Origin of the sequence: Noviherbaspirillum sp. (assembly GCF_035254865.1) — a bacterium.
Lineage (GTDB): Bacteria > Pseudomonadota > Gammaproteobacteria > Burkholderiales > Burkholderiaceae_D > Noviherbaspirillum.
The window spans coordinates 15,513-28,379 of sequence record NZ_DATFAF010000044.1 but is presented as its reverse complement, the minus strand read 5'-3'; the positions used below and the strand labels follow the sequence as shown (position 1 = coordinate 28,379).

The 12,867-nt window shown below is 57.4% G+C and carries 12 protein-coding genes and 1 tRNA gene; 6 read left to right on the top strand and 7 right to left on the bottom strand.

The features are described from left to right. Positions 1-27: 27 nt before the first annotated feature. Positions 28-104, bottom strand: a tRNA-Pro gene (locus VJ651_RS11975). Between the two features lie 168 nt (positions 105-272). Here VJ651_RS11975 and VJ651_RS11970 point away from each other — a divergent pair. Together VJ651_RS11970 and VJ651_RS11965 are read left to right on the top strand one after the other, a co-directional pair. Then, positions 273-1,412: a M14 family metallopeptidase gene (locus VJ651_RS11970; RefSeq protein ID WP_324107675.1), complete on the top strand. Its 1,140-nt coding sequence runs from the start codon at positions 273-275 to the stop codon at positions 1,410-1,412. Further along, the gene (locus tag VJ651_RS11965; protein WP_324107674.1) at positions 1,403-1,867 is read left to right on the top strand and encodes a CYTH domain-containing protein; all 465 of its coding nucleotides are present in this window, start codon (positions 1,403-1,405) and stop codon (positions 1,865-1,867) included. Before VJ651_RS11970 ends, VJ651_RS11965 begins: the two co-directional genes overlap by 10 nt. A gap of 31 nt (positions 1,868-1,898) precedes the next feature. On the opposite strand, the gene VJ651_RS11960 is transcribed toward VJ651_RS11965, so the two are convergent. The 6 genes from VJ651_RS11960 to VJ651_RS11935 all read right to left on the bottom strand — a co-directional run bounded on the left by VJ651_RS11960 (position 1,899) and on the right by VJ651_RS11935 (position 9,079). Then, entirely contained in the window at positions 1,899-3,146 is a 1,248-nt protein-coding gene (locus VJ651_RS11960; RefSeq protein ID WP_324107673.1) for a DUF2863 family protein, read from the bottom strand. Between the two features lie 210 nt (positions 3,147-3,356). Continuing rightward, positions 3,357-3,536, bottom strand: a complete 180-nt coding sequence (locus tag VJ651_RS11955; RefSeq protein ID WP_324107672.1) for a hypothetical protein — start codon at positions 3,534-3,536, stop codon at positions 3,357-3,359. A 159-nt stretch (positions 3,537-3,695) separates the two neighbouring features. After that, positions 3,696-6,407 carry an aconitate hydratase AcnA gene (gene acnA / locus VJ651_RS11950; RefSeq protein ID WP_324107671.1) on the bottom strand — a complete coding sequence of 904 codons (2,712 nt, stop codon included), beginning with the start codon at positions 6,405-6,407 and terminating at the stop codon, positions 3,696-3,698. A gap of 105 nt (positions 6,408-6,512) precedes the next feature. Beyond that, the gene (locus VJ651_RS11945; protein ID WP_324107670.1) at positions 6,513-7,025 is read right to left on the bottom strand and encodes a hypothetical protein; all 513 of its coding nucleotides are present in this window, start codon (positions 7,023-7,025) and stop codon (positions 6,513-6,515) included. A 15-nt stretch (positions 7,026-7,040) separates the two neighbouring features. Next, positions 7,041-8,012, bottom strand: a complete 972-nt coding sequence (locus VJ651_RS11940) for an HpcH/HpaI aldolase/citrate lyase family protein (protein ID WP_324107669.1) — start codon at positions 8,010-8,012, stop codon at positions 7,041-7,043. A 77-nt stretch (positions 8,013-8,089) separates the two neighbouring features. Beyond that, the gene (locus tag VJ651_RS11935; protein WP_324107668.1) at positions 8,090-9,079 is read right to left on the bottom strand and encodes a malate dehydrogenase; all 990 of its coding nucleotides are present in this window, start codon (positions 9,077-9,079) and stop codon (positions 8,090-8,092) included. Positions 9,080-9,366: 287 nt separating this feature from the next. Between VJ651_RS11935 and VJ651_RS11930 the strand changes: the two genes are divergently transcribed. The 4 genes from VJ651_RS11930 to sdhA all read left to right on the top strand — a co-directional run bounded on the left by VJ651_RS11930 (position 9,367) and on the right by sdhA (position 12,859). Beyond that, on the top strand, positions 9,367-10,158 hold the full coding sequence (locus VJ651_RS11930; protein ID WP_324107667.1) for a GntR family transcriptional regulator: 792 nt from the start codon (positions 9,367-9,369) through the stop codon (positions 10,156-10,158). A gap of 139 nt (positions 10,159-10,297) precedes the next feature. Continuing rightward, on the top strand, positions 10,298-10,708 hold the full coding sequence (sdhC, locus tag VJ651_RS11925; protein ID WP_324107666.1) for a succinate dehydrogenase, cytochrome b556 subunit: 411 nt from the start codon (positions 10,298-10,300) through the stop codon (positions 10,706-10,708). A gap of 1 nt (position 10,709) precedes the next feature. Next, a complete protein-coding gene (sdhD, locus tag VJ651_RS11920) occupies positions 10,710-11,078 on the top strand; it encodes a succinate dehydrogenase, hydrophobic membrane anchor protein (RefSeq protein WP_136418205.1) in 369 nt (122 codons plus the stop codon). 2 nt (positions 11,079-11,080) lie between these two features. Further along, complete coding sequence (sdhA, locus tag VJ651_RS11915) at positions 11,081-12,859, top strand: succinate dehydrogenase flavoprotein subunit (protein WP_324107665.1); 1,779 nt, start codon at positions 11,081-11,083, stop codon at positions 12,857-12,859. The last annotated feature ends 8 nt before the right edge of the window (positions 12,860-12,867 follow it).

Below are 12,867 nucleotides of genomic sequence, written 5' to 3'. Positions count from 1 at the left end.
TTTTGATCTGTAACCCTTTGGTGTTTCTGGTCGGGGCGGGGAGATTCGAACTCCCGACCCCTTGCACCCCATGCAAGTACGCTACCAGGCTGCGCTACGCCCCGACGAAGGACGTAATTATAGCAGACCCGGGAAGCTTTTCACCATTGCAAGCCCGAACGCTTGCTTCAGGCTTTGCGGCACAGAATAAAACCCGCAAAATAGCGGGCTGATCAATCAACATCTCAGCCTATGCTCGACTCGAGCGCGCAGGCTGGAGCCAGGCCGACAGCATGACCATCAAAATCAGCGATCAATTCGACGCAGGCGCCATCGAAGTCATCAAGGCGAATATGCCGGATGCCATTGAACTGAATATCCGTAAGGATTCGCACGCGGACTTCCTCCAGTGGTTTTATTTCCGCTTGCAGGGTGCCCGCGGGCAAGCATGCACCATGCGCTTCCTGAATGCCGGCAAGGCGGCGTTCCCGCAAGGCTGGACCAATTATCGGGCTGTCGCCAGCTACGACAGGAAACACTGGTTCCGCGTGCCGACCAGCTACGACGGACAGGTGTTGACCGTGACGCATACGCCGGAGCGGGACAGCGTCTACTTCGCCTACTTCGAGCCTTACTCGTGGGAGCGCCATCTGGAATTGTTGGGCAAGGTCGAGGGTACCGCCTTTGGTCGTGTGCACGATCTCGGCAGTACCGTCGATGGCCGCGACATCAACCTGGTCATCATCGGCGATCCCTCGGCGCGCAAGAAGGTCTGGGTGATTGCGCGTCAGCACCCCGGCGAAACCATGGCGGAATGGTTCGTCGAGGGCATGATCGATGCACTGCTCGACCAATACAATCCGCTCGCAAGAAAATTGCTCGCAAATGCCGTGTTTTACATCGTGCCGAACATGAATCCAGATGGCGCGGTGCGCGGCAATCTGCGGACCAATGCCACCGGTGCAAACCTGAACCGCGAGTGGGTCTCGCCATCGCTGGAACGCAGCCCCGAAGTGTTGGCCGTCAAGAACAAAATGCACGAAGTCGGCTGCGATCTGTTTCTCGATATCCACGGAGACGAAAGCCTGCCCTATGTTTTCGTCGCCGGTTGCGAAATGCTCGAGGGGTTCAGTTCGCAGCAGCAAGCGGAGCAGCAGGCGTTCATCGACAGCTTTACCCAGGCCAGTCCGGACTTCCAGACAGCGCATGGCTATGCCGCCAGCAAGTACAAGGAGGACATGCTGCAGCTTGCCTCGAAATATGTCGGCCACACCTTCAAGTGCGTTTCGCTCACCCTGGAGATGCCGTTCAAGGACAACGCGAATCTGCCGGACGACAATGTCGGCTGGAATGGCGCACGCAGCGCAAAGCTGGGAAAGACGATTCTTCAGCCGATCCTCCGCTGCCTGGAGAAGGAATCGCCATGGGAATAGAGATCGAACGCAAGTTCCTGGTACGCGATGAACGCTGGAAGACATTGGGGCAGGGCGTACTGCTGCGTCAGGGCTATTTGTCATCGGCGGCCGACCGCACTGTACGCGTGCGCATCGAAGGCGATGCGGCTACCTTGACCATCAAGGGACGCAATCTCGGTGCCACCCGGACCGAGTGGGAATACGCCATACCCATTGCGGATGCGCAGGCTCTCCTTGACAGTCTTTGCGAACGCCCGCTCATCGAAAAGAGACGTTATCGCATCCCGCTTCAAGGCATGACGTGGGAGGTGGACGAATTCCTGGGCGAGAACGCCGGGCTGGTCGTGGCGGAAATCGAGCTCCAGTCGGAGCAGCAGGAATTCGCCAAGCCGGATTGGGTTGGCGAAGAAGTGACGCATGATGCGCGCTACTTCAATGCAAACTTGCTACGCCATCCATTTTGCAAGTGGTGATGGGCAAACGGGCAGGGGCGTAGTGCTCGCGTCAGTGGAAATGCCCGGTGCCGGCCGGAGCATCTTCCGGCATTTCGGCGTGCACCAGTTCAGCCTCGGCATCCGGATATAGCGGCGCGCCGCAATCGTCGCAAAACTCCATCGGAAAATGTTCGTTGTGACGCTTGATATGGGTGATCCCGCAAGCCCGCAGCAAGGCAATGATTTCCTCCAGCGGCGTACGCAGTTCGGTATCCAGGATTTCCGGCGTGGTCAGCGATTCGAAAGTAGTGATGGCCGACTGGTCTTCGTCTTCCTGCCCGTACAGCGGCCAGACTACGCCGTAGATGACTTCGGGGTTTTGCCGCAGGGTGAAGCCGATGCGATATTCATCGACCCGTCCGCCGACCGGATCTTCGCTGAAACTGCCGATGATGGCGCGCAGTCCGTTCGCTTCAATTCCGAGTGTATTGGTCAGGAAGTGGACGGCCGCGCGGATGGACGCCGGGCGGATTTGCTTGTCGGCTTCGCGGCACGCGACGAAATAGGCTTCCGGTAACAGCAATTCGATCCCGCAACCCGGCAGCAGCGAAGTGACATTGGGCGTCGCCTGCGCACGCCAGGCTTCGAGTGCCTGCGCGCGGTCGTTCGGATGCAATGTCGCCTGCCAGCGGAACAGCGGGGCGCCTGCGGGAGCCACGACTACCGCGAGCAGAAAACGTGTGTCGGCCAGGAAGGGGGCCGTCTCGGGCGCATTGCTGGGCGCGCGAACAGGCGTTCCCTTGACGGCCGCCTGCGCCATGCGCTGAGTCAGGGTAAAAGTCTCGACATGATTGCGGGGCAGCTGATCGATGGCGAACAAGGTCGGCATCATTGCCAGTTGCGTGCCCTCCGCCAGCAGATGTCCGTGCAGGTGTGCGCCAAGTACGCCGAGCATCTCATCGTTGATGTTGCCCGAGGCAATGGAAAAGCGCGTCCAGGCCAGGACCGGCGCGGCGATCAGGAGCGCGTGATAGTGAATTCCGTCGTGTTCCAGAATGCATGATTCGCTGCCCGCTTCGACGGCTTCCATCAGGACGTCGTATGCATCAAGATCGGTTTTGAACAGATGCTCAAGTGCCGCATCGATCATGTTCTGATGTGCGCTCTTCAGCGTCTTGTGCAGCAGCGTATCCAGGGAATGTTCCCAGATACGTTCTTCCAGGCGGCTGGCAGCCTGCGCCATGCCTTGCGCAAGGGAAACCAGACGTTGGCTGTCGGCAGACAGTTTGTTGGGAGAACTTTTGGCGAGACGGCGCATGACGGATCAAGAGTGAGGCAAGGGAATCGTATTGTAGTGGATTCGACAAGTCGCTACCAAAATATGCGCCTCCGGAAATTCTTCGGCGGATCTCGGCTGTGTTCCCGGCATGCAAGAAGCGGGCTTTCAGATACACCGCGAATTCAGTATATCCGTAAAAAACAAAAAAGCCGCATGGACGGCCATGCGGCTTCTTGAGGCGATCGAAACTTAGTTCGATGCTGCCGGTGCGGCGGCTGCGGGCGCAGCGGCGGCCGGAGCCTCCACTGCTGAAGCCGAGGACGACTCGTGACCGGCTTCACCTTGCATGTCAACCTTGTCGCCACCTTTCATGATGACGAACAGTGCGATAAGTGCAAAGGCGATGAAGCCCACAAAAACCTTCCACATAATATGTCTCCAGAGTGAATGTCGATAAAGAAAACGCCGGTTGAAACCGGCGTTTCTATTGGCGCAAGAATACCCAGACATTCTTACAGCACGCTTGCATGACAAGGCGGGCTGGAGCAGCACAGAACCTTGCGCCGCTACACCCGCGAGTTCGATGCCTCAAGCGGCAAGCAGTTGCCGTAGAACAAACGGCAGAATACCGCCATGCTTGTAATAATCGACTTCGATCGGTGTGTCGATGCGCAGCAGAACCTTGACTTCCCGCTTCTCGCCGTTGGCGCGGTTGATGATCAGCGTTGCCTGCTGTTGCGGCTTGATGTCACCTTCGAGGCCCGTCAGATCGAAGCTTTCATTGCCCGTAATGCCAAGCGACTGCACGCTGTCGTCGCCCAGGAATTGCAGCGGAAGCACGCCCATGCCTACCAGATTGGAACGATGGATGCGTTCGAACGAGCGGGCAATTACTGCCTTCACGCCGAGCAACTGCGTTCCCTTCGCAGCCCAGTCCCGCGACGAGCCGGTACCGTACTCTTCGCCGGCGAATACCATGGTTGGTACGCCGTTGTTGATGTACTTCATCGCGGCATCGTAGATCGACATCTGTTCGCCGCTCGGCTGGTGAATCGTCAGTCCGCCTTCGACACGGGAACCGTTCTCTTTCGGCGGGATCATCAGGTTTTTGATCCGCACGTTGGCAAAGGTGCCCCGCATCATGACTTCATGGTTGCCGCGGCGTGAACCGTAGGAGTTGAAGTCGGCCTTCGTGACACCGTTTTCGATCAGCCACTTGCCGGCCGGACTGGTTTCCTTGATGGATCCTGCCGGCGAGATGTGATCGGTGGTGATCGAGTCGCCAAACACCCCAAGTGCGCGCGCGGCCGTGATACTGCTCGCGGCCGCTTTCGGCTGCATCTCGAAATCCTGGAAGAACGGCGGCTCGGCAATGTAGGTCGATTTCGGCCAGTTGTACACTTCACCTGCCGCCACGCCCTTGATCTGCTCCCACAGCTTGCCAGGCGCTTCCTTTACTTCGGCGTAGTTTTCCTTGAAGGTCTTGGCGTTCATCGCGAACTTCATCAGCTTGGCAATTTCCGCGGAGTTCGGCCAGATGTCCCCCAGGAAGATATCCTTGCCGCCTTTGCCCTTGCCGACCGGTTCCGTCATCAGGTCCTTGGTCATGTTGCCGGCGATCGCATAGGCGACGACCAGGGGCGGGGAGGCCAGGAAGTTGGAGCGGATATTGGGGTGGATGCGTGCTTCAAAGTTACGGTTGCCCGACAGTACGGCAGACGCAACGATATCGTTCTTCACAATCGCTTCATTGATTTCCGGCGTCAGGTCGCCCGCATTGCCGATGCAGGTGGTGCAGCCATAGGCAGTTACGCCGAAGCCGAGTTTTTCCAGATAGGGCAGCAAACCGGCCGCTTCCAGATACTTGGTCACGACGCGCGATCCGGGCGCAAGCGAAGTCTTGATGTGCGGGTCGACCGTCAATCCGGCTTCCACCGCCTTTTTCGCCAACAGGCCGGCAGCCAGTAGCACGCTTGGGTTAGACGTGTTGGTGCACGATGTGATGGCTGCGATCAGTACATCGCCGTTCTTGATCTTGATCCCGTCCGACGTTTCGTACACGGCATCGAGATCCTCGACCTTCTTGTTGAAGCCGTTTTCAGAAACGGGCTTGGAGAACAAATCGGCGAAGGTGTCCTTGACGTGGCCGATTTCGATGCGGTCCTGGGGACGCTTCGGACCCGCGAGCGACGGAGCGACGGTGCCCAGATCGAGCGTCACGACACTGCTGTAATCGATCTCGCCGGCTTTCGGAATGCCGAACAGCTTTTGTGCCTTGAAATAGGACTCGAATGCGTCGATTTCGGCCTTGCTGCGGCCGGTGCCGCGGAAGTATTCGATGGTGGTATCGTCAACCGGGAAGAAGCCCATCGTCGCGCCATATTCCGGTGCCATGTTGGCGATGGTCGCGCGATCGGTGGTCGACAGGGATTCGGTACCTTCTCCGAAAAATTCGACAAATTTGCCGACCACCTTGTGCTTGCGCAGCAGCTCGGTAATAGTCAGGACGAGGTCGGTTGCAGTCACGCCTTCGCGCAGCATGCCGGTCAGATTGACGCCAACCACATCCGGTGTCAGAAGATAGACCGGTTGACCGAGCATGCCTGCTTCGGCTTCGATGCCGCCCACGCCCCAGCCTACGACCCCGATACCATTGATCATGGTTGTATGGGAGTCCGTGCCGACCAGGGTATCCGGGTAAAACACGCCGCCCCTGTTGTGCACGCCGCGCGCCAGATATTCCAGATTCACCTGATGCACGATGCCGAAGCCCGGAGGCACGACGCCAAAGGTGTCGAATGCCTGCATGCCCCACTTCATGAACTGATAACGCTCGTTGTTGCGCTGGAATTCCAGCTTCATGTTCAGGTCGAGCGCTTTCTTGTCCCGGTAATAATCGATCTGCACGGAGTGGTCAACGACCAGGTCGACCGGAACCAGCGGTTCGATATTCTTCGGCTTCTTGCCCATCCTGGATGCGACACCGCGCATGGCCGCAAGATCGGCGAGGAGTGGGACGCCGGTAAAGTCCTGCAACACAACACGCGCAACGACGAACGGAATCTCATCGACGCGCGCAGCAGTCGGACTCCAGTTTGCAAGTTGCCTGACATGCTCTTCGGTCACTTTCTTGCCGTCGCAATTGCGCAGCACCGACTCCAGCACGATGCGGATCGATACCGGCAAACGCGAAATATTGATGCCAAGCTTTTTTTCCAGCGACGGGAGGGAGTAGAACTTGCCTTTGCGGGAGCCGGAAATCGTGAATTCCTTAAGCGTGTTCAGAGTGTTGCGGGACATAGCCTCTCCTTAATTATTAGAACTGAACGGGTGACTAGCGAATTTCAAACAACACAAACAGGGGGCATGCGCACCCTGTTTGTCATGAATTGGGTATGCTGCTTGTCAGCTTTTCTCGGCAACCTTCTGCGCAGCTTGGTCCGCATTCCTGCATTCGTTGGCCAACTGCCTTCCATGCTTGGAATCGAGTAGCATGCCCTTGGCAGGAATGCCGATCCATACCAGGCCGGACTGTGCGTTCTCGAAACGTTGCGCACCTGTGGTGGTGCCCACGCGCGTCATGAGATGCGTGTGCTTGTTCCAATGCAATGCGATCTGCTGGTCGTCGTTCGTACGGCTGTAAATCGTGATCTTGTTGCCCAGTTCGCAATTGAACGCAATGGGCTGGAGCCCGGAGGTGTCTGGCTCTTTTTCGTCAATTTCCTGAGCCTCGTGCTTGTGCGCTGCGGCCACCTTCTTGCTTGCTGATTTCTTGTTTGCATGACCGGTGGCGGATGCGGCGGTTTCCGCCATCACCGGCGGTGCACCGCAAGCGATGCCGGCGATCAAAAGAATAAATGTAGATAGTTTTTTCATTACTTTGTTTCCTCTAATATGCGCCGGTTTAATTAACTTCATGTGTGCGCCGCATTGTTACAACAAACTCCCTGATGATTCTGGCAATGGCATGCCGCTCGCTTTCGCGCGCTGCAATATCGCCCAATAGTAGCGATAACTGGCGCGGTCGTGCAATTTTCCGTGATGTTGTATTGGTCCCCACTGTGCAGCTTGCGCTTCGCTGAGGATCGCCACCGCTTCACTCACTTCGGAGCTGCGTGGGGAGAGTGCCTTTAAAATTGGCTTGATCTGATCCGGATGGATGCTCCACATGCGGGTATAGCCGAACTCCGCCGAGGCGCGGTGAGCATCGCTGGCAACAACGGAAGTATCCTTGATTTCGGTCGTGACGTTATGTGAGGCGACGATACCGCGGGCATGGCACGCCGCCGCGATTTCCAGCTTGGCGCGCGTTACCAGCGGATGGGTGAACTGGCCCGGAGAACGCATCGCGCTGCCCGGTATCGCGCCGTAATGCGAAGACACGAAATCCATGATCCCGAATGAAAGGCATTCGACTTGCGGAAGTGCCGCAATGGCATGCACGTCGGCGAGCGCACCATGGGTTTCAATTAGGATATGGATCGGCAGCTTCTCGCGGCAGTTTCTTTTTGCATGCTGCTTGATCGCGGCGACAGCGCGCTTTGCGGCGGCCAGATTCTCCACTTTCGGGACAACCAGATAGGCGACCCGTGCCGCAGCCTCGTCGCAAATGATGGCAAGGTCCTGCTCGAAACTGGAATGATTGAGGTCGTGAACCCGTGCGCCGATACGGTCGTAGCGATTGCCTTCGCCGGCGATCAGGGAAGCCACAAGTCTGGCGTGCGCCTCTTCGTTGCCGGCGCTCGCGCCATCCTCGCAGTCGAGGGTGATGTCAAATACTGGCCCAAGCTCTTGCTGCAAGGCAATCGACTTATGCATCAGCTTTTCAGCCCCGGCATAGTGGTCGCAGACCGGAATGGAAACCGGCTTGTGCTTGCCCTGGAATAAGACCTCGGAAGGGTGCATGTGCGGCGTTAAATCAGGTGGTATGCATTGCTGGATGGATCGGTGACATTGCCACCGATCCTGTCCCTTGTAAAGCCTTAACCAACCAGGTGTTTTACGCCTTCACGTTCGTCCATCAGTTCTTTCAGCGTCAGATTGATGCGCTCTTGCGAGAACGCGTCAATGGCCAGACCTTGCACAATCTTGTATTCGCCATTCTCGGTCGTGACCGGGAAGCCGAATACAGTGCCTTCAGGAATGCCGTAAGATCCGTCCGACGGAATGCCCATCGTGGTCCACTTGCCATTGGTGCCAAGCACCCAGTCGCGCACGTGGTCGATTGCTGCGTTGGCCGCAGATGCTGCCGACGACAGACCGCGCGCCTCAATGATCGCAGCGCCGCGCTTGCCGACGGTCGGCAGGAAGGTGTTCTTGTTCCAGTCTTCGTCGTTGATCATTTCCTTGACCGACTTGCCGCCGATGGTCGCAAAGCGATAATCGGCGTACATGGTCGGGGAGTGATTACCCCAGACGCACAGCTTCTCGATCGCGGTAACCGGGTTGCCGGTCTTTTGTGCGATTTGCGACAAGGCGCGGTTGTGGTCCAGGCGCAGCATGGCGGTGAAGTTCTTGGCGGGCAGGCTCGGTGCCGACTTCATCGCGATGTAGGCGTTGGTGTTGGCCGGGTTGCCGACCACCAGAACTTTCACGTTGCGCGATGCGACGGCGTCCAGCGCCTTGCCTTGCACCGTGAAGATCTGCGCATTGGCTTCCAGAAGGTCCTTGCGCTCCATGCCCGGGCCGCGCGGACGTGCGCCAACCAGCAGGGCGACGTCGGCGTCCTTGAATGCCGTCATCGGATCGCTGTGAGCGGTCATGCCGGCCAGCAGCGGGAACGCACAATCGTCAATTTCCATCATCACACCCTTGAGCGCCTTCTGGGCCTTCTCGTCAGGGATTTCGAGCAGTTGCAGGATGACCGGCTGATCTTTGCCCAGCATATCGCCGTTAGCGATGCGGAACAGAAGGGAGTAGCCGATTTGGCCGGCGGCGCCGGTGACGGCAACGCGCATAGGGGCTTTAGCCATGATGAATCTCCAAGTGGGAAGAAAGGACGAAACTCTACGATTTATTCTGTAAGCCTGTAATAATACCGTTGAAAACCTCTTCGGTCATAGCCGGACTGGTGATCCCAACAGTATTTTGTGCAATGCGGTACAAGTACCTGCAACTGGCCCGCATCCTGCGAATGTTGCTCGCGAGTGTAGGCGCACATGAGTAAGCTGTCAACGCCTATCTTATATCTTATATAAGACATATCACCGAATACTTTTTGCTAGACGGCAATGGCGCTTTTGTGGTGAAATCATGGGTTATGAGTTCAGCTCCGGCCAATTTGACGAATATCGGCGCACCTGGTGCAGGGGTCGGTGTTTCTGCTCCCGGAAGCTCTCCTACCTTCAGTCCCCTTTACCAGCAAATCAAGGCGCTCATCACGCAAAGCCTGCAGACGGGCGAGTGGAAGCCGGGTGAATTGATTCCCAGCGAGGTGGAGCTCGCAAACCGCTTCAAGGTCAGCCAGGGTACCGTTCGCAAGGCGATCGACGAACTCGCCGCGGAAAATCTGGTGGTTCGTCGCCAAGGAAAGGGAACCTTTGTCGCGACGCATCACGAAGCCCGCGCGCAATACCGCTTTCTGAGGCTGATGCCGGACACCGGCGAACCTCACAATCCCGACAACAAGATCCTCGAAGTCAAGCGTCTGCGCGCGCCTGCGGAGGTCGCTCGCCTGCTTGATATCAAGTCCGGCGACTCCGTCATCTTCATCAAGCGCGTCCAGGCCTTCGATGGCGCGCCGACGATCGTCGAGGAGCTGTGGCTGCCGGGAGTGATTTTCAAGGGCCTGACGGCGGAGCGCCTGGTGGAATACAAGGGGCCGATGTACGGACTGTTCGAGACCGAATTCGGTACTCGCATGATTCGGGCAACCGAGCGGATTCGCGCCGTGAGTGCGGACGATGAGACGGCGGAGTTGTTGGGGATTGCGAAGACCACGCCCTTGTTGAGTGTGGAGCGTGTGTCATTTACGTATGGAGACAAGCCGGTCGAGGTGCGGCGAGGGCTCTATCTGACCGACCGCCATCATTATCAAAACGAATTGAGTTGAATGCGGGAGTCCCGGGTTTGCAATAAGGGATATTCCTCGCTTGACAACCAGAGATTTAGGGTGCGTTAAAGATTACTATTGGTGTGCTGCACAAAAATCGGCGAAAATTACGGGATTATCAAGTCTGGGAGGTGTTGTTATGTCTGAAGCCGTGAAAAAGGATCGGCGTCAATTTGGTGTCATGACTTTTGCGCAAACGGTGCATTACCGGTTGCCGCTGGCGGGAATCGTGTCCATCTTGCATCGCATCAGCGGCCTGTTGATGTTTGTGTTGTTGCCCTTCATTCTGTATTTGCTCGACAAGAGCCTGACTTCCGAAATTTCCTTTGAATATTTCAAGGGATACACCTCCCACTTCCTGGTTAAGCTGGCAATTCTTGCGCTGGTTTGGTCCTATCTGCATCACCTCTCTGCCGGCATTCGCCATCTGGTCATGGATCTTCATATCGGCCTCGACAAAGACAGTGCGCGCAAGTCGTCCGTTACAGTTCTTGCTGTCAGTCTGCCGCTGACCGTGCTGGTTGCGTTGAAATTATTTGGAGCTTTTTAAGATGGCAAACAACAACATTGGACCGAAGCGCCTGGTTGTCGGCGCACATTACGGCACCCGTGACTGGCTTGCTCAGCGTATGACCGCGGTGGTGATGGCGCTGTATACGGTCATTCTTCTGATTTCGTTTTTAAGCGGCCAGAATTTCAGCTACGAAGGCTGGGCCGGCTTGTTCTCGCATCAATGGTTCAAGGTGGCGACTTTCGTCGCGATGCTGTCGCTGTTCTACCACGCATGGGTTGGTGTGCGCGACGTCTTGATGGATTACTGCACCAAGTCTGTCGGCCTTCGACTCGCATTGGAAGTTGCCGTGGTCCTGTGGCTGGTCGGTTGCGCCGGTTGGGCGGCGCAGATTATCTGGAGAGTGTAATCGTGGTAGCAGTCAAACAATCCATTCCAACACGCCGCTTCGATGCGGTTATCGTCGGAGCCGGTGGTTCCGGTATGCGCGCGTCGCTGCAACTGGCTGAAGCCGGCCTGAACGTCGCGGTCCTGTCCAAGGTTTTTCCGACTCGTTCGCACACGGTTGCTGCGCAGGGCGGCATTGGCGCCTCGCTCGGCAACATGGCTGAGGACAATTGGTACTGGCACATGTTCGACACCGTCAAGGGTGGCGACTATCTGGGCGACCAGGATGCCATCGAATTCATGTGTCGTGAGGCTCCGAAGGTCGTGTATGAGCTCGAACACTTCGGTATGCCGTTCGACCGCAATCCGGATGGCACGATCTACCAGCGTCCGTTCGGCGGCCATACCGCGAACTTTGGCGAAAAGCCTGTACAGCGCGCCTGCGCGGCCGCGGACCGTACCGGTCATGCTCTGCTGCACACTCTGTACCAGCGCAATGTCCGCGCCAAGACTCATTTCTTCGTCGAGTGGATGGCGATCGACCTGATCCGTGATCAGGACGGCGATATCCTCGGCGTCGTCGCCCTGGAGATGGAAACCGGCGACGTGATGATTCTCGAGGCCAAGACGACCTTGTTCGCGACCGGTGGAGCAGGGCGCATCTTTGCGGCCTCCACCAATGCATTCATCAACACGGGCGATGGCATGGGCATGGCAGCTCGCGCCGGCCTGCCGTTGCAGGACATGGAATTCTGGCAATTCCATCCGACGGGCGTGTCCGGTGCCGGCGTCTTGATTACCGAAGGCGTGCGTGGCGAGGGCGGCATTCTGATCAACGCCAACGGCGAGCGCTTCATGGAGCGCTATGCGCCGACGCTGAAGGATCTGGCGCCGCGTGACTTCGTATCGCGCTCGATGGACCAGGAAATCAAGGAAGGCCGCGGTTGCGGTCCGAACAAGGATCACGTCTTGCTGGACCTGCGTCACATCGGCGCCGACACCATCAAGAAGCGTTTGCCTTCAATTCTGGAAATCGGCCACAAGTTCGCGAATGTGGACGCGACCAAGGAACCGATTCCGGTTGTGCCGACCATTCACTACCAGATGGGTGGTATTCCCACCAACATTCATGGCCAGGTCGTCGCGCCGAAAAACGGTAATCCGAGCGATGTCGTGAATGGCATGTACGCTATCGGTGAATGCGCATGCGTATCGGTCCACGGCGCAAACCGCCTCGGTACCAATTCGCTGCTCGACCTCGTGGTATTCGGTCGTGCCGCGGGTAACCATATCGTTGCATCCAACCTGAAACAGAAGAATCACAAGCCGCTGCCTGCAGATGCTGCCGATGCCGCGCTGGAACGTATGGCGCGTCTGGAAACCAGCACGGGTTCCGAACGTGTGCAGGACGTGGCAAATGCAATTCGCTCCACGATGCAACAATATTGCGGCGTATTCCGTACCGACGATCTGCTGCAAACTGGCAGGCAGAAGATTCTTGAGCTGGATGAGCGCCGCAAGCACGTCGCGTTCAAGGACAAATCGAAGGTGTTCAACACGGCGCGTGTTGAAGCGCTCGAACTGGACAATCTGATTGAAACCGCGAAGGCGACCATCGTGTCCGCTGCAGCTCGCAAGGAATCGCGTGGTGCCCACGCGCACCGCGACTACGAGAAGCGCGACGACGAAAACTGGATGAAGCACACGCTGTGGTTCTCCGAAGGCAACCGCCTCGACTACAAGCCGGTCAATACCAAACCGCTGACCGTTGAAACCTTCAAGCCTAAAGCACGTACTTTCTAAGGTAGGAA